10 protein-coding genes are annotated in these 19,069 nt (G+C 41.2%); all 10 read right to left on the bottom strand.

The features are described 5' to 3' along the window. Nucleotide 1: 1 nt before the first annotated feature. Entirely contained in the window at nt 2-781 is a 780-nt protein-coding gene (locus B2W36_RS20970; protein WP_293889437.1) for a rhamnogalacturonan acetylesterase, read from the bottom strand. An 8-nt stretch (nt 782-789) separates the two neighbouring features. Further along, entirely contained in the window at nt 790-1,560 is a 771-nt protein-coding gene (locus B2W36_RS20965; protein ID WP_293889436.1) for a rhamnogalacturonan acetylesterase, read from the bottom strand. 57 nt (nt 1,561-1,617) lie between these two features. Next, on the bottom strand, nt 1,618-3,468 hold the full coding sequence (locus tag B2W36_RS20960) for a rhamnogalacturonan lyase (protein ID WP_293889435.1): 1,851 nt from the start codon (nt 3,466-3,468) through the stop codon (nt 1,618-1,620). A gap of 38 nt (nt 3,469-3,506) precedes the next feature. Next, nucleotides 3,507-4,829 carry a rhamnogalacturonidase gene (locus tag B2W36_RS20955; RefSeq protein WP_293889434.1) on the bottom strand — a complete coding sequence of 441 codons (1,323 nt, stop codon included), beginning with the start codon at nt 4,827-4,829 and terminating at the stop codon, nt 3,507-3,509. Nucleotides 4,830-5,574: 745 nt separating this feature from the next. Further along, nucleotides 5,575-8,436, bottom strand: coding sequence for a glycoside hydrolase family 2 protein (locus tag B2W36_RS20950; protein WP_293889433.1), 2,862 nt, complete (start codon nt 8,434-8,436; stop codon nt 5,575-5,577). Nucleotides 8,437-8,802: 366 nt separating this feature from the next. Continuing rightward, entirely contained in the window at nt 8,803-9,744 is a 942-nt protein-coding gene (locus B2W36_RS20945; RefSeq protein WP_293882886.1) for a glycoside hydrolase family 43 protein, read from the bottom strand. Nucleotides 9,745-9,821: 77 nt separating this feature from the next. Further along, nucleotides 9,822-12,350 carry an alpha-L-arabinofuranosidase C-terminal domain-containing protein gene (locus B2W36_RS20940; RefSeq protein WP_293889432.1) on the bottom strand — a complete coding sequence of 843 codons (2,529 nt, stop codon included), beginning with the start codon at nt 12,348-12,350 and terminating at the stop codon, nt 9,822-9,824. 196 nt (nt 12,351-12,546) lie between these two features. After that, the gene (locus tag B2W36_RS20935; RefSeq protein WP_293889431.1) at nt 12,547-14,382 is read right to left on the bottom strand and encodes a RagB/SusD family nutrient uptake outer membrane protein; all 1,836 of its coding nucleotides are present in this window, start codon (nt 14,380-14,382) and stop codon (nt 12,547-12,549) included. Nucleotides 14,383-14,396: 14 nt separating this feature from the next. Continuing rightward, on the bottom strand, nt 14,397-17,582 hold the full coding sequence (locus B2W36_RS20930) for a SusC/RagA family TonB-linked outer membrane protein (protein WP_293889430.1): 3,186 nt from the start codon (nt 17,580-17,582) through the stop codon (nt 14,397-14,399). Between the two features lie 14 nt (nt 17,583-17,596). Beyond that, complete coding sequence (locus B2W36_RS20925) at nt 17,597-19,066, bottom strand: fasciclin domain-containing protein (protein ID WP_293889429.1); 1,470 nt, start codon at nt 19,064-19,066, stop codon at nt 17,597-17,599. Between the last annotated feature and the right edge of the window lie 3 nt (nt 19,067-19,069).

The following is a 19,069-nucleotide window of genomic DNA, read 5'->3' as shown; positions in this document are numbered from 1 at the left end:
ACTACATAAATTTCTTTAATCCGATTTTGGTTTGCTTTTTCAATTGCTCAGCAACGAGTTTAGCATTCAGCAAAGCACCGGCTTTAATTGTATGGGTCGCATCTTTCGGATCAAAAAATTCCGTTTCTACTTTCTTTTTTCCCAATGTTTCATACTGTGCAATCACGAGATCCTGCAATGGTATAAAGAAAGCACCACTCTGCTGGGCAGCTTCCTCAGCCCATATTGCATAATCCGATTTACGAACCTGATTTCCATCCCAAGCATTGCGTGGAATGGGTGAACAGATAATCGCGACCGCTCCTTTATCTTGAATGTTTTTCACAAATCGACGTAAGTAAAAACCATAGCTATAGACTACTTCATGCTGTTTCAGCAATGGATTATACACTTCTTGGTAATCATCACCATTTCCCTTTATCGTTCCTCGAGCGCGTAACGTGTCCACAATGGGACTTGAATCATTATGTCCAAACTGGATAAGTACAAAGTCACCAGGCTGAATGCTATCCAGTACTTTTTGCCAGAGTTTTGGATTATTATAAAATGTTCTTGTGCTTGTTCCCCCGAGTGCACGATTCTTGACATTAATTTTATCGGTTTTAAAATACTCCCCTATAAAACTTCCCCAGCCCCACTGTCCGTTCGAGCCATTTCCCTGTCCGTTTTTTACTGTAGAGTCACCAATAATAAACAAGTTCGGTTTGTGCTGCTTTTCCAAAAAAGACATGCTAATTACAGCGAAAAGGACCGCAGCCCAAGGCAACAATTTCAATTTCATCTTCGTTACTATTTAATATATTGTACTAACTGACTTTTAATCCTACGGAATCCTTCGATAACAGACCATGCATTTTCTCGCGCTCCGTCTTTATTCGTATGTGTATGGTCACCGGGAAAAAAACTGGTTTTTACCAGTTCTGGTCCAAGGCGATCATATTTATCTGCGGTAATACTGTTCAGATCCAGAAAAGGAACGCCTTGTTCTTCGGCAATCTGCTTAGCCCACAAGCCAAAGTCTTTGTCGGCCCGCTTCACTTTACCTTGATCATCCCATTGGTTGCGCGGAATCATGGATAACAAAATCGGTGTTACCCCCTTTTTCTTTGCTTCAATCACAAAGAGACGCAGGTTTTCACCATAAGTGTGCACGGTTTCCCTCTTCCCATTTCCCCAATCTAAAACAACAGAATCTTTACCGATACCCCTTAGCACACCTCGATAGCCTTGCTTGCTGGTATCAGGTTTACTTCCCTCGTTATGACCAAACTGAATCAATAAAAAATCTCCAGGCTTGAACAAAGAATCAACTTTTCTCCATCTTCCCTCTTTAATAAATGTACGTGTACTCCGACCCGCCATCGCATGATTGTCCACACGGACTCGTGTCGTATCCAGTAATTCAGTAAGCAAGGTACCCCAGCCCCAATATTCCTTATTGCTGTTCTTAACTGTCGAATCACCGATAAGATAAATCGTGGGTCTATTTTGCTGCTTTGCAAAGGATATTAAAACAACCGCTACCAATGCCATCCCTATCCATTTTATTGTATGCTTCATTTGCTAACTTATCTATTTCTTTTAATCAAACAATTCCAATCGTACGCGTCTAAATTTCTATTTTGTGCGGGCAGGCTTCACCAACTGAATATTCGGTTTGACCGGACGATCCATACTTACACCAAGGTAATACCCCGTATGTGGCGGTTGATTATAGGCTACATTCTGCCATGCTATACTCAAGCGATATTGTGGATCATGCATGAGTGTATATACACGCTTTTCCGTCGGGATCGTTGTGGTATAGATACGCAGATATTGATTATCATCTGAACGTAGGATCAATTCTTCCCGCCAATCACCGAAGATATCCGCGCTCAGGTTGGGCGTACTTTTAGTTCCATTAATCGATGATGCTCCCATCGCCGTAAAGATTCGTTCTGTTTTTCCATTTTTATATTTTTCAATATAGTTGCTGTTTAAAAGTTCACGGCTCAAATCAGCATCCCACCAAATCAGAAAATTGGTCGATCTCGGAGCCGGTCCTACACGATTACCTTTGGTATCGTACATATCTCGAGATCCCAGCCACCACAGATACGCCCCTTTATGATCGGAATCTATATTTGCAGCAACACCGCGAGGAATATCTTGGTCTATTGCACTTTTAAACAAAATTGCCCCGGTTTTGGCATCCAATAAAGCCACACCAGTCCCTTTCCGCCCACCTTTCAGTTCATGGATTCCAAAAATCTCTAGGCCGGGTCTATCCGGATCCAAATCACTGACATGCAAAGCATCACCATGCCCAAGACCTGTACTATATAGACCTTTTCCATGATCATCAATAACCATCGAACCAAAGACAATTTCATCTTTGCCATCTTGGTCTACATCCGCAACCGTGAGATTGTGATATCCCTGACCAGAATAAGGATCTTTACGCACTTTACTATCGAATACCCAACGGCTTACCAGTTTTTTATCTTTAAAATCCCATGCTGCCAAGGCCGTACGTTCGTAATATCCTCTCGTCATGACAACACTCGGGTGTACGCCATCCAAATAGGCTACACAAGCTAAAAATCGATCACTGCGATTGGCATTGGTATCCCCCCATGAACTTAGCTCTCCACGTTGTGGCAGATAATCAACCGTACTCAGGGCTTTTCCCGTCAATCCATCAAATACCGTTAAGTATTCAGGACCTTTCAATATTCGACCAACTGTCCGCGAATTTAATAGGGTATCACGCCAATCGACCCGTGCATCACCAATAACATTTCCCAGTCCATCTTTAGTACCGTCGGCCGTTTTACAGACTAACTCCGCACGGCCATCACTATCGAGGTCATAAACCATAAATTGGGTGTAATGTGCCCCTTCACGGATATTTTTACCCAAATTAATTTCCCATAAAAAAGTACCGTCCAGTTTGTACGCTTGCAATATAGGTTCGGAAGTTATGCCATTGTGCGCATTGTCGTGTCCAACACCAGTCTGATGAACAATAAGTTCATACGTCCCATCACCATCCAAATCGCCGACGGAAACATCCCCAGGCATATAGCCTTTAGGAGTGCGTAAAGGAATATCCAAGTATTGCTGTACTTTTTGATCTTTTGGTAAGGTCAGTTTAGCCACTTCTTTCTCTTTTCCTCCAGCGACTATATTGAGAATATACGTTACATCTTGATTCAAATCGATATGATCGTCCACGAAGTTAGTTCCCTTCACTAAAGGTGAAGGGTTCAGTTTTTTCAGCTGACCATTCCTTTCCTTTCTATAAATTGCGAAGGCTGTATCAAAATCGTCAGTACCAAGCAAACGCCAGCTTAAGAAAACAGAATTATCGGTCGTTTTTAGGCCGATCATTCCTCGATCCAAAAACTCCATTTTGCGTTGACCTGAAACAGCAAGAGAACCGATCAGCGCTCCTATTAAAAGAATAAGTTTTGTCTTCATCATCGTAGGCCTAATTCACAAAAACATGCTGGTAAAGCATATTATTGCTTTTTATTGTTAACAGTCACCTGATTCAGGACAAAGTTTTTAACATATTCCTTATGAATCACGGGATCTTTGGCGGCGCGGACATGCAGATTTTGAAATGTAAAATCCGACAGTACATATTGCTCCGAGTTGAGTACATCAAATACGATGTCGCAATCTAGGTCAATATTGCGCAAAACAATATTTCTTGCATACGACATTTTAATACCTTTCTCACCCTTCAAATCAAAAAACTGGGTCCAAGGTTTAATAAACAACATGCTATTGACATTTCCCTTTACATTTTCGATCAAAATGTTTTCATATTCCTGGGGTGTATCGGGACGCATTTTTAATTGCAGTAGCTTACGTGCTTTATCTAAGGTATTGTTCCTAAAAATCACATTATAGCTATGAATAGATTCACTGCCGCAAGTCAGTGCACTATGACAAAATCCAAAGAAACAGTTCTCAACAATAATATTTGAATTGGGGCCGTTGTTAGGATCTTTGTCGGACTTAGGCCCTTTACCGCCTTTTAGTGCAATGGCATCATCGTTAACGGATAAGTAACAATCTTTAATCAATACATTACGGCAGACATCCAAATCGATCGCATCGGAACTAGGTGCTTTTACAGGTTCCTTTGGTGCTGAAATATGTAAACCGATCAATTTGAGATTTTCACATTTATAATAATGCGAGGTCCAAAAAGGTGAATTGATCAAGCGAATGCCGGAAACCTGTACATCCTTGCTATTGGACACATAAAGTAAACGTGGACGCATCTCGTCCATATTTGTGCATTGTGGATTAAACTGTCTCCTAAGCCAGAAGGATCGCCAGTAGCGTAACCCGTTTCCATCGAGTGTACCTTTACCCGAAATTGTAAATCCATCCACCTGGTCTGCATTGACAAGCGCCAAAAAATACTTCACTGTTTGCCCTTCCATACGAGTCTCCGCTAGCGCAAAATCCGCAATATCGTCACTTCCTTTCAGTACAGCGCCTTCTTCGAGGTGTAAATGTGTATTCGGTTTAAAAAATAAGGATCCACTCAGGTAGACACCTTTAGGCACTATGACTACACCTCCACCGCTGGTATAGGCCTTATCAATAGCTTGTTGAATTTTGGCCGTTTGCACGATGGTGCTATCTGACGCAACACCAAAATCTGTGATGAGAAATTTCTTTCCGAGCGTTTCGATCTCAGTCGATTTTACAGTCTCGAACCATGTTGAAATTACCGTTCCGTCCGGAAACTTTCCTTGCGCATGTACATTGGACAAAATCGCAATTGATGTAAGCAGATGTAAAAATCGAAAGAATTTTTTCATAATATTAAGTTTTATTAAGTCTTGTTTTCCCGCTTGTCTACAGCTTAATTAAAACGTGCAGACAATACCGTCAAATTGATCAGCGTATTTAAGGATGCCTAAATAAGTAGCTAGTTTTAAAAGTATCAACATTTTTAACAAGAGCCGTCCTGTAGTATCCTGAACAAGCTCAATTACACAGTCAACACATCTTCATTTTCATTGATAATAAACCCAATAACAAGGATTCAAAGCTATTCGTAATATATTTGTTATAGAATTCCCAACACCAACTCCATACCAACTTAACACCAACTCCTAACTGTAACCACTGTGAGTCCACAGTGAGTCCACGTTGAGTCCACCTTTTATGGTGCATTCACTATGCTTTTACCTTTTTAACAATCCGCTTGCAGTTAGGAGTTGGTATGGATTTGGTCATAACCTATCCTTCAGACAGCATATCCAAAACCACCTTGCACTGTCCTGCTTGGTAAAATTAGAAGATCAATGGCAATCCCGAACTTCCAATTCAGACCGTACAATTGAAGGATGTACATCTTAAAAAAACAACATCAACTGCTATTCAAAATAAATACGTCAATGATTTTTCCTTCACGAATAGCGATAAAAGTGAATAAAGCACAACCTTTTTAGGTTCAAGAAACCTAAATAAGCATTATTGAAAAGAATACATACTATTAGGGGTATACCATAAAAAAGGGCTTTTCTAAAAAATAAAAGCCCTTTTTTATGCATTATTCTTTTAATCTGTCAATACATTTACTTTAGGCATCACAAATTGTGTATTTTCTTTTTCGCCCTTCGGGGTACCAAAGTAAAAATAGAGTGTCCGATTAATCTTTTTATCCATTTGATTAAGCTCACCTGCGGGTCCATTCACCGCAGCATTTCCATTGATTCCCAACGCCAGTTTTGTTCCAATAGGAGGAATAGCATCCAAAAAGGAAATATCCCCCGTCGGCAACTGCGGATAACCTTTGGGACCGGAAATTCCGTAGAACTCGAATAATCGCACAAATAAATCTTCCTGATCTGTTGCAACCAAAAACTTCCCTTGCACTGTATTGAATTGTATCCAACTAACATCCGAGAAGTAGCCTTTAAACTCAGGAAATGTCCACGGCCCAATACCTGCTTTTCCGTCATTATACATTTTTTCCCATGTATTTAGTGTGACACCTTGCATCCTATTCTTCCATACGCGATAAGGGCCATTACCAAGCCATTTGGCCCCAATAATATAGTTTTCAGGAAAATTAAAGCTCACTCCAGCATAGGGTACTGCTTTGCCCATATGATAAGCATAATCAAGTTTTAACCACCCGTCTGGGCGCATCGTCCAACGGATAAAACTTAGTTTACCATCAAACATAAACTCAACAGCTTCACTTTTTCCGTCTTTCCAACGTTTAGCACTTTTCAGCTCCGACTGTCCGTCGATAAGCACCGGACCATTATTGAAAGCCAATTTCATGCTATAATCATTGGCCAGATCAACCAATAATCCTGTTTTTTTGGAAATCATAGCTGTTATTCCGTTTGCCTTAAGGATATAATTCGCACTGTCTTCTTTCACTTCAACATCGGTAGAAGATTTCAACGGCAAAATTTCCGCAGTAAGCATTTGATTGGATTTTACACGCCAGGTCCAAGTATAAATTTCCTCCCCATGTGGATCAATCGCAGTCAATATCAGCGCATCATATTGTTTCCAGTCGCTCGGTAAATTCAATTGCAAGTTTCCCTTTTGTGTTGGAGGCAATATGGGACTGTCGACGTGTAGATGTAGCACTGAATCCACACCTGATTCGTCCGCATAGGGTTGTTGATAGGTAATCAGTTTACCCTCAAATCGACAGTTTTTCAGATCAGTAAAATGATAACGATTTTCCACCGAAATCGTTCCGTTGAAGTCAACAGGTAATTTCTTCATCGTAATATGTACAGGTGCATAAATCTCCCGAATGGCATAGAAACTGCCCTCCTTTTCGCGATGTGGCCCAAGAATTCCATCAGGGGCATTTACGCGGTTGACATCAATCGCATTATTGAAATCTGTACGCACAATACCTTCATCTGCAAAATCCCAGATAAATCCGCCGGCACCTAATTTGGCATTCCAGTGCAGCTCCCATATATCCGCCAATCCTGCCGCAGCACCGCCATCATCCTGTGCGTGGAGAAATTCGGTTGGCATATAAATATTTGGTCCTTCCAGAATTTTTTTTGTCGAATAAAAATCTTCATAATGGTTACAGTCGATTCCATTGATTGCATTTCCCGGTCTATGATGTGCATGAATGACTGTTCTCGCCGAAAGATCATATTTCTTGTACTCGTCTACAAGTTCTTTATTATGTCCACCTTCATTGCCGTTGCTCCAAAGTATAATGGAAGGATGGTTAGCATCTCGAATAACCATTTCTCGCACCAACTTTTTACCCACAACGGTACTGTATGCTTTTTGCCAGCCAGCCAATTCATCCAAAACATATAAGCCCAATGAATCGCAATATGCCAAAAAAGATCTATCTGGCGGATAATGCGAACAGCGGACCGCATTCATATTCATTTCTTTGATCAATTTAACATCGTTCAGATCCAATTGCGCGTTTACCGACCGTCCGGTTTCGGGCCACCATACATGACGATTAACACCTTTCATCTTTACTTTTACACCATTGACATAAATGCCGTCTCCCTCACGAACTTCAATTGTTCTGAAACCAAAGCGATCTTGATATTGATATTCTTTATTCTTCCCGTTCCATAGGGTGTACGTGACCTGATATAGGTTTGGTGTCTCGGCGGTCCATAATAAAGGGTTTTCAACTTTCATTTCGACCAATTTCACTGAGTCTTTCGCAGTAATTGGAAACTGTTGAATCGCGATCACATTACCCTTCAGATCTTTGATCTCTACCGATAGTTTATTAGCCTTAGAGAGCCCCTCTAAGTGCACATTGCTTCGAAAAGCTCCGTCTGCCTTTGCATCGATAGCCGTCCAGCTGATGTGTTCCTGTGCTGTCGCTTCAAGGTATACGGGCCTATAAATACCGCCTAAAATCCAATAATCCGCAAGGCGCTCCGCATTGTTAACAGATTTATCGGAAGACATTTTTGACACAGTAGCCTCCAATATATTGGCCTTGCCAAAGGTGATCTTGTCGGTAACATCGTATTTAAACTGATAAAAAGCACCCTGATGGATATCTCCGGCTAGCTTCCCGTTGATCTTGACTTCAGTATCGGTCATTGAACCTTCAAAAACAAGGTTTATTTTTTTCCCTTTCCAATTCTTTGGGACAGTAAATTGATGCCGATAAAGACCTTTCTCATCATGGAAGGTAAAATTCTTGCCATAAGTCACATAATCCCGTCCATAGTTGTATGCCCCGAAACCTTGTTGTTCCCAATGGCTAGGCAAAGCGATCTTATCCCATTTCCCGGCTTTACGCCCCCCCGTCACCCAAAAATCCCAATTAACGGTATGAACGTTGTCAGTTCCCGAAAGATACTGTATTTCTTTCCCAATCTGCGCTGAGGCGATATGTGCCATCATAACGTATATTAAAGCAAAGAGCGTAATTCGAATTTTAAGCATCGGTCTATTCATTTGGGTTAGCAAACTCCTAAAATAAAAAATTCAGGACGCACCAGTGTCCTGAACTTACCTGAATGGTTTCAGATCTAACCCCATACTTTTGGAACAGTACAGCACAGGATGACAAGTTCATTTGGTTTACGTAAACTTGCTGTATTGAATCGGTAGCTTTTCAATTTAATTGGTCTGTACGTATGTTATGATTTAGATGAGATGGTTTAAATCAAAGGAAAACCTATAGCAAAGCATCATATTTTTTATCATAAATTTAGGATTAATTGGTTATTTTAAAGGTTTTCATTCTCCCCGTTTGAAAACCTTTTTTATTACAATCGCTATAATTAAGATGACAACTGTTATTCTCAACTATCTTTTCAATGATAATAGATTGGATAAAACGGTTGGATTTACCGTAAAAGCTGTTCCATGACGAACGCCTTTAGGGAAGCTCACCAGATCAGAGACATCTTCCCAGTTGATACCATCTTTACTACGAACAGCACCATATTTATGATCGCGGTATTTATCGAAATATACATATATATACTCCCCTACTTGCAGCGGCGCAGGGCCCTCCGCCCAATAATCGCCTGTGATTGGTTTAGAGACAGTAGTGGGAAATCCTTTGGCTAAATTCTTTGTTGCCGTGATTCGAATATTTTTTTCCGGTGGATTAGAGTTTTCGTTTTTCAGCACCATCATATATTCCTTATTGGCTTGTTGTATAATGGCCGCGTCGATCACACTAAATTCGGGATCAAAAAATAACTTAGTTTTTGAAAAAGTTTTAAAATCTTTCGTCGTCACGCTATACATCCGGTGGTTTAATCCTTTTTCACTAGCACTAGTCGGTACCTCTTTGTGGCGACCAGGAATTGTCGTGGCCCAAATGATATAATATTCTTTCGTCGCATTGTCGTAAAAAAGTTCGGGAGCCCATGCATTTTTTGCATCTGGTTCATCTACCATGACTGGTATTGCTTTTTGTTGGGTCCAATGCATCAAGTCTATGGAAGAGGAATATCCGATAATTTTGTCCCACCAACCTGTTGTCCATACCAGATGAAAGGTACCATCGGGACCCTGACAAATACTGGGGTCGCGCATCAGTCTATCTTTTCCTACTGTTGGTGTTAAGAAGGGTTTTCCCTGATTCAATGGCTCCCATTTCAAACCATCCAAACTATAAGCTAGATGTAATCCATCAGCGCCATTATCTACAAAATACGAAAAAAGGTATACGGGAGATTGCGCCTTAACCAGGTAAGTTAAAAGAACGAATAGGGTAACTAGAAATTTTTTTTTCATTTTTGCCAAATAGAGATGAATAAAAACTAACATATACTTTTCTGCACAACTAGTGGTTTCATAGGAGTTGAATTGGGCTATTTTGCACGCGATGGAATTCGAATGATGGTTAACGAATAAGGTGGCAATTGCTGGTTTTTAAGCTTTTCCACTGGCACGCTCTTTTGTTCGGGCTTCGCTGTTGTACTCTTCAACTCTCCTGTGAGCTGCGCGACAACAGCAGGCTCAGTTTTTAGGTTGAATTTATCTAGTTCCAATTCCATGTTGACGGCAACAGGCAAAACATTGACCATTTTTATAATGATTGATTGATCTTTAGGATCCTTAACAATAGAAAATGCCACGCGCTTCTGTACCTCAACGGCAGCATTAGAATAGCTGGCTTCCACAGGAACATATTCCGTTCCATTATTACGACCGAATAATTGCTGTACATAATAGGATGGCGTTAAATTCACATCGGTATTGTTGAAATAAATAAGATCGGGGCGCCATTGTGTATAGCCATCTTTGGCTAACAGCGGTGCATAGGAAGCCATCTTAACGATATCACCATTTCTTTCCAATGCAGTGAGATATGCGGCTTCGGCTAATGCCACTTCCAAGGTACTTGCACGTCCTTCGATATGAGCGGCATATTCGCCCAAATAAACCTGCGCTTTATTCCGATCGTATTTATCGTAGAAATCTTGATTATGAATAAACCATCCGGGTGTCTGGTAATAGTGTTCGTCCATAATAGGTACGTTTAATTTATTGGCGATTTTCCAGCCCTCAACATAGTCGGTTCCCTCAAAAAATGGCCCCGCCGTTCCAATAACCTGTATATCGGGATATTTTTCACGGATAGCATTGTAAATCATCGTAAAACGCTCCTCAAAAACATTCGATATTAAATCTTCGTTACCCACGCCAATATATTTGAGATGAAATGGTTCTGGATGTCCAGCTGCTGCACGTACCTTTCCCCAGGTGCTATTTTTATCCCCATTGGCCCATTCGATCAGATTGAGCACTTCCTGGATATAGTCATCCATATCTTCCATTGGAATACCACATTGTTGCCCGCCCAATGGATGACCGTGAGCGCCCGAATTTTGACAGGGTACCCCAGCCGCCACTACCGGGACAGCATAGGCACCTATATCTTCACAAAATTGAAAATACTCATAATATCCTAAACCAACAGTTTGGTGATATCCCCACATATTGCGTTGTGGCACACGGCTTTCTAAAGGTCCTACAGTATTGGACCAATGGTAGATATTTTCGATACCATCGCCATGTGCTAAACAGCCTCCCGGAAAACGAACAAAACGTGGATTCAAAGCTGCAATAGCCTCGGCTAAATCTTTACGTAATCCATTTTTGCGTCCTTTGAAGGTGTTTTGAGGGAATAAGGAAATCAGGTCCAAATCCAATTGTTGTCGATCTGTAAATACAAATTCCAATACGGCATCCTTACAGGTCGCATTGGCTGTCAATACCAATTGATATTTTTTCCAGTTTTTGCTGTCAACAACAAGGGATTTTTCATCAAGGATCTTTCCATCTTGTGTACTTATCCGGATTTTTAGTTGACGCCCTTTACCCGCAGTGCCCCGTCCAAAAAATGAAAGATCATAGCGTTCGTTTTTATGCAGAGCAATCCCATCGTAGCCTATATTTCTTAGTATACCCGCGCATTGTAACCTCGCATAATGCTTATTATTGGGATGAATGGGATTGATACTGTCGATATGAAATTGTCCCGATCCATCCATACTCCAAGCTGTTTTCTCGTTCCAATTTTTGTCATGCCCTTGTTTATCGCTCAATTTATATTCAAAATCTCTATTTTGAATCAATTCCGCATAGAGACCTCCGTCTGCTGCATAATTAATATCTTCAAAAAATACACCTACCAACATATCGCTGATGGACTTGCTTTGTCCGATCTTTGGGGTTAACTTAACATCCAAGGGTTTTAAGCCTGCAAAGCGTACATCATCGTCAACACTTCGTTCGGACCATTGCTTTTGCTTAAGCAGAGCAAGATCATAGTGTTTAATCAATTCTTTAATTATAGACCATGTAACTTTCAGCTTCGTTCCACGTAAACTTTCGCCATTAATGGAAATAATCTCACGGTCCAACAAACTGTTTTTTACAAGCGAAATCATTGATTTATCCAAATCATTTAATTCGACATAATAGTCTTGCCTGCCCCAATTAAAAAAATCAGTTGTAAAAGTATAGGCATATGGCCCATTATTTTCAGGACTTAATTGCCACGCACAGGACCACCCCCCGCCATTTCGAGGAAACAACACCGGATTTATCATCCGTTTTTCTGATCCCCAACGTCCATAATCTGATTTTACAAATGCGAGTTCTGTTCCAATAGCGTCCCATTGTTTCCCGTCCAAACTCCAGGCATATAATAACCCTTCTCTACCAGCATTCTTATCTTTTGCATAAGCAAAGAGATAGGCTGAATCCGGTTCAGAAATCGTGCTGCTATAGGCATATGCGGGCGTAATGAAAATCCAAAACAGACAAAAAAAGCAAATTGCTTTTGCAAGAAAAAAAGAGCAGGCTCTTAATGTGAAAATAGCTCGTTCCATTGGTTATAATTAATCAGAAATAATTATAAATGTAAATATTACATTTATAAAACACAAATCGAATGGTCAAATGATCGATCTGTCATTGACATGTTACGATGATATCGGCTTCTCGCAATCCGCAAAAAATAAAGAAAAAGGCCTGCACAAAGCAGACCCTTAACGTTTAAATCAATAATCCAAATCTATGCCGGGCTTACCGCAATTTAAATGGCAAATACCAATTGTTCATATCCATCAGCTTGCTGCGTACTGCTCCAGCTTTCGGGTTATTTGCTTTCAGCAATTTCTCATAGACTTTATCGGCTAGGAAAGCTGGATCATGACGGCGTTTTGCTATACGCATCAGATCGGACCAACGTTCGCCTTCGAAGGCTAACTCAAGAGCAGATTCTTCGATAATCTTATCTTCCAGATCAGCTTGCGGCACATTAAAAGCGGTCATCACGCTTCCGTAACCACTTACTGTACCTGGCCCATATTCAATGCCTGCGAATTGCCAACGCGGCATGGTAGCCCGTCCACGGATTCCCGAATTCCGATACCACACCCCACGTACGATACTCGCATTGTCGCGTGCATCAAAATAATAGGGCGAGGATTCGGCAAAAGTGGTCCTATTCGTCCCAAATCCTTCATGGGTTATCTCCGACTCCAATTCAAAAAAATTGCCAGGTATAATACCACCGTCTTTCGTAAAAGCGCCATAATAGAAGGTACTGATTAGCCCCCAGTTTGCCAATGCATAGGCCAAACGGCCCTGACCATCACGATTAGCAGCTTCTGCAAAGCGAAGATGCGCCCCTGCGGCTCGATTGATATTCCAACGACCGCCCTTATTCAGCAAGCCCAATACATCTCCTGAATTGTCCGTAAATTTTGTAATCACAGGATCACCATTTGCAGCAACTTCATAAGATAGCTTACTCCGGGGGTCCCAGGGAATACCCGCATTATTGGTCTGTGAATTCCATAAATCGATCACCTTTTGGGAGGGCTTAAGCGCATATTTTCCTGACTTAGCAAATAGCTCTATAAAAGGATTTCCAGGAGCAAAAGAGTTATGGTATGGAATAGACCAGTTCCATTCGGAATTCCATTCCCGTACCGTGTTCGATAGCGCAAACATACTTCGCCACCCGGCTGTTAGGGAATTGACCAAAGATGAACCCTCCTGGGCTCTTGCAAAACTTACATTAAAGTAGCTCCAGCCAATACGATTGAAATTGAACAGATAATCAATATTACTGTTATTGTCTTCGGCAGACAGCAATCTTTTATAAGTCTTTGCCGCTTCATAATAGTTTCCTTTCCAAAGATAGAGTTCGCCGAGGACATGGGCCTTGCTGATGAACCCCTTCTGTGTGCTCGCGCCATCTGTCGTAAAAACCAATGTGCTGCCTGTCGGATAGGCATAAGGGTCTTGATATGGCAAATCTTTTGTGTCATTGATCAGAGAATCGACCAAATGATCAAAAGTTGTTTTCGGATAGTTCTCCAAACTTTTAATCTCGTCAACACTTTCTATTGTATTTTTGATATAGGGAACATCTCCAAAGTGGATCCCTAATTGTAAATACAACCATGCACGCAGCATCGCGAGGTCAGAATAACGCTGATTAAATTCGGTATTGCTCAGCTTACCCTGCCGCTCCATCACCTTGAAGTTCTTCAAGGCATCATTGCAATTGAAGATAATTTTATAAAAAGCAGATGGATCGGCATAAGGATTATCTTCCGCTACTTCATGATTGGAAACTTGCTGCAAATAGGGATTTGCATTTTGTGTTACATCTATGAGATCGGCCCTTAATTCGTTCAGGACAATATAACGTTCACCTAGCCCAGCTACTTGTCCATAAATCCCGAGCACCACCGCATCAGCATCGGCAAGCGTATTGTACATTTTTGAACTGTCCAATTTATCTTCGGGAGAGAAATCCAATGCTTTCTTACAAGATGTAAAAGAAAGGCTACAGGCCAATATGGCCCAAAGCGAATATTTCGAATATTTTCTGTATGTGATAAACATAGTATATTAAATTTTTATAGACCGATCCTCAATCCCAGCTGCACAGAGCGAACGATGGGTTCCAGCGTCACATCAACCCCTTGATGAAACACATCAGCAGACTGCGCGAATTCAGGATCATAACCCAAATATTTACTTAAAGTCAACACGTTATTGGCAGTACCATATAGACGGACGTATTTGATGATACGTTTATTGACTGGAATACCGTACTCAACGGAAAGCTGACGAAGCCGAACATATGAGCCGTCTTCTATCCATCGGTTTGAAAATCGACTATTTCCCATTGGATCGTTGAGCGCGACACGAGGTACATCGGTTTCCTGGCCCTCCGCCCGCCATCTATTTTGTAATAGTTCTGTCTGATTGTAAAATGTACTTCCCGACTCTAGTTGCGCCCGTGTATAGTTATAAATATCATTGCCTAAGCTGAACGTCACCAATGCACCGAATTTCCAGTTTTTATAGGTCAGGCTGTTATTTAATCCGCCCACCAGATCTGGATTAGGATCACTTAAGATCATTCGATCACGATCATCAATGATCTTATCACCATTACGGTCGGTAAATCGAGCATCTCCTGCCTGGAAAGGTATTTTATTGCCTGTTGCATCTAAAATCGCCAGTCCGGAAGCGGCAGCTTCAGCACTGGTACGGTAAATACCGTTGAACTGGTACCCATAAAAGGCATTTGGTGCGCCGCCTTTCTCGCTCACAAAAGTTCCACCGGCATACTGTGTATACGATGTTTCGGGAAGATCTGTGATCGTGCTTTTATAGTGACTTAGTGTCAATGATGCATCCCATTTGACCGGACCCGTCAGCATACGTCCAAATAACGTAAAATCAATACCGCGTGTACGCATTGCGCCATTATTATAGAGGTAGTAACTAATTCCAGACACAGTATTCCCCGAATTATAGGCTAGCATATCACTTGTCTTGTTTTGGTAGATATCTACGCCTAAATTGATGCGTTCATTCAACAACGAAAGATCTGTCCCAACATTTATTTTTTCAACTTTCTCCCATTTTAGATAAGGATTGGCTACACCATCGCGCACAAGCCCCTGGACACCTAAGAAGTTCTGGGAAATGTAATTCTGCCGCGCGTCATAATTGCCAATATCATCGTTGCCTGTAATTCCATAACTCGCCCGAAGTTTCCATAATGACACCGTACTATTTTCTTTCAAAAAATCCTCATTGGACAATAACCAGGCAGCTCCAACGGCCGGAAACACTGCATACACCTTATCTGCAAGCTTCAAGCCTCCTTTTGCTTTATCTCCAAAGCGGGAAGATCCATCCATTGATATGGATGCATTTAAGATATAGGTATTTTTCCAGCTAAAATTACCTAAAGCATAGGCCGTCATATTTGCCCATTTACCAATATGTCCGCCATAGACACGGGATGCCGGTGTCGAATTACCAATACTGACCAGCTGATCGGTGGCCGAATTATAGCCTAATGCATAATCTTGTTCCGAATCATGCTTATGGTACCGGAATCCACCACTAGCTTCCAAACGGGCTTGAGTTCCCCAATCCTGATTGTATTGTAGACGCAAATCATTTGAAATTGAATAGTAACGAGCCACCTGCGCGCCCAGGCGACTGTAAACTTCCATATTATTTATCGTATCCTTCGCGACTCCTTTTTTAGGAATAAAGAAATCCTCTTGCGCTTTGTCATAGGTTACAGTAGACAAATTACTTAACTTAAAATTTGAATTGAACGCATAGTTGAACACCAAAGAGCCCAAGAATCGATATGCCTTTTTATTATTAATCCCATTTTGTGTAAGTTGCATCGGATTAGAATAGCCGAAATAATCAGCTTCGGCATAATTCGGTGAGATGCTACCATCTGGAGCAATATCATGCGTATTTAGAAATGGAGACTTAATCAATGAAAGAAACAGCGGGTTGGTCTTCGGTGATAACCCCTGATCCTTCAAGTTTTGCTGCCCATAACCTATGGAGATATTCGTCTGAGCAGTAAATTTCCTGGTCAAGTTCATATCGCCATTAAAACGTGCCGTGTAGCGACTTTGCTTTGTATTGTCTAAAACACCTTGTTCATTATTGTAACCTACTGACAAGGCATAGCGTGCAATGTTATCTCCGCCTGTCACGCGAAGAAAATAATTTTGGTCGACCGTATTATTAAGCACTTCTTTTTGCCAATCCGTTTCATTATGATACTTCGCATATTCATCGAATTTTGGGTTATCATTATTGAAAGGCATATTGGCAATTTCCTCACCGCTGTACGTACTCGTTGCCAACAAGTCATTCAAATAACTTCGATAGGCATAAGATTTCATGACAGGAATAGTTTTCGGACGGAAATTATAGCTTGTTGTTGCCTGCAAATCAATCTGTGTGGCCAACTCTTTTGAATGGTTGGTGTTAATGACCACGACTCCATTGGAGGATCTGGCGCCATAAATATTCGCGGAGACTGCGTCCTTCAACACCGTGACATCTTGAATATCACGCACATCAATATGCTGCAAGGCATTATTGAGATGTCCTGTGGTTATAGAAGGACTCAAATGTTCCGCATGATATACAATACCATCAACAATATACAAGGGCTGATTATTGGAATATAATGATTGCAGCCCTCTAATATGGAGATTTCCACCAATTGATGGTGTTCCTGAATGTCGCGTTACTTGCACTCCGGCCAGCTTACCCTGCAGGTAGCTATTGACCGTTTCAGAATTCTGTTCCCAGGCATTGAGTTCCAATTTATCGACTGCGCCAGTATTGTTTAAAACTCCATTATCACCAAATACTGTCTCTGTTTTTTTATAGAAAGAACGGTACCCCTCAGGGTATAAGACCACCTTCATGGTTCCATCTAGCAGCACTGGTACCTGTTTGGCGATATATCCATCCAACGAGACTTCAACGATTGCATTGGAAACCGGTAGTTCCAAACGGAAATTCCCTTTACTATCTGTCAATTTCGCTACGCTAATGCCATATGTGATACGGGCACCTGCAATAGGTTTATTGGTTTGGCTGTCATAAACCGTACCTTTAACAGAATAAGCAGCGGTACCTTGACCTTGTGGTTGTATATTGCGGGCGGCAGTATCTTGTTGCGCCCAAGTGCTGTGCGCTCCCAACGTGGAAATAAACAAGATAATACCCAATTTATAATATATTTTGATCGAACTCATTTCGTTTTGCTTTGTTATTGAATAATCGGGACGAATCGGAGATATTCTAAAATAATAGGACCAGTACCATTGCTCATCACAAGCAAAGGCAGATTCCCATATTGGTCTTGCGTCACCACACCTAAATAAACTTCTCCGTGATTGAGCGGCTGTACATCAAATGTCATTCGCGTATCGTTTCCTCCCAAGTTATTGACGACTGAGCGTTTGTATACATCGGCCTCATTAACCGAGATAAGTTTTGGATCAAAAAAGTAGACATATTGGATAAACGCTGCTGTTTGCGGATCACCAGCCAATCCCATAATTGCTCGTCCGTATACTTTATATTTAGCTACATTCATACCTGTAGCGCGATACTTTACATAAAAGGAAGTTACTTTATGATCATACACCTCAATATCATTGTAAAGGTTTCCCTCATTATCACGTTTGTCCCTGAAAAATGTATTTGAGCGCTTATCAGCCTGCTTGTAACCGATCGGCCTAGTCCCCAATACTTTGATCTCTTTGATCTGATCCGCTAGTGCAAACTCGAGTCGCTTCACACGATAAACGACCCCATTACTAGCCTTTGTCCTCGAGATGATATGGGCAGGATCAAGGCTAAATTTTGTTCCAGCTATCGAAATAAGATTATTTGTCAATTGATCCATCCCCAACTCTCCCGCTACAATAAAATCGCGTAATAGTGCCTTTTTGGCAAAGAAAGCAGTGGTACTGTCGGGGCGGTGTGTATTCCCCTCCTCATAAGCTGTCGCATAGAATGGTTTTAGCTTGGCATACTCGGTCTCAAAATTTTCATCGTCCACTACGAAATAGGTATGTTTTCTATTTTCAGTCGTCATATTGCGACGTACCTCCGTGTACCAGACCGGACTGTACCTATAATATAGGATATCACCTTCGGTAGACACTGTATCAAAGGAATTCAAGGCCTCAATTTGTTTGGTGTCTGCAAAAAAAGTGTGTACAAGATTAAAAATATTCTGAAGAGGTTTTAAGGGACGACCTACCACATGGTATAGTCCATTGCTCGCCACTAGATTGCTCTGGAGCGGTTCGACACCGTCAAATGTACCATGTGTAAACTCCACATATTTATTTCGGAAGTTTAATGCCTTTACAGTATCGGCTCCTGAATTCACATTATAAACCGAATTGATAATATGGTAGCCAACAAAACTCTTGATCACCGCTGTATCAGAAAAATTGTATTGATCCTGTATTGCTGCAATTGCTTCATTCGTCGGCACAATCAAGGTGTAATTTTTCGATGCTTTCAACGATTCACCATAACCTGACTTGTTGAGGAGGTTCATAAAAGTTGAAAACTCAGGATGGTGTGCAACAATTTCATACAAGTTTCTTTGCGCATCGGCATCTTTTCCACCAAAATGATTCTCCCAATTTTTGGAACAAGAAGTCAGTAAAAATAAAGCCAATAAGGCTAGATAAATTTTGTAAATTATAGCTTTAATCATGGT

Origin of the sequence: Sphingobacterium sp. UBA3549 (assembly GCF_002376635.1) — a bacterium.
Taxonomy (GTDB): Bacteria; Bacteroidota; Bacteroidia; order Sphingobacteriales; family Sphingobacteriaceae; genus Sphingobacterium.
This window is presented reverse-complemented; position numbering and strand designations above follow the sequence as displayed.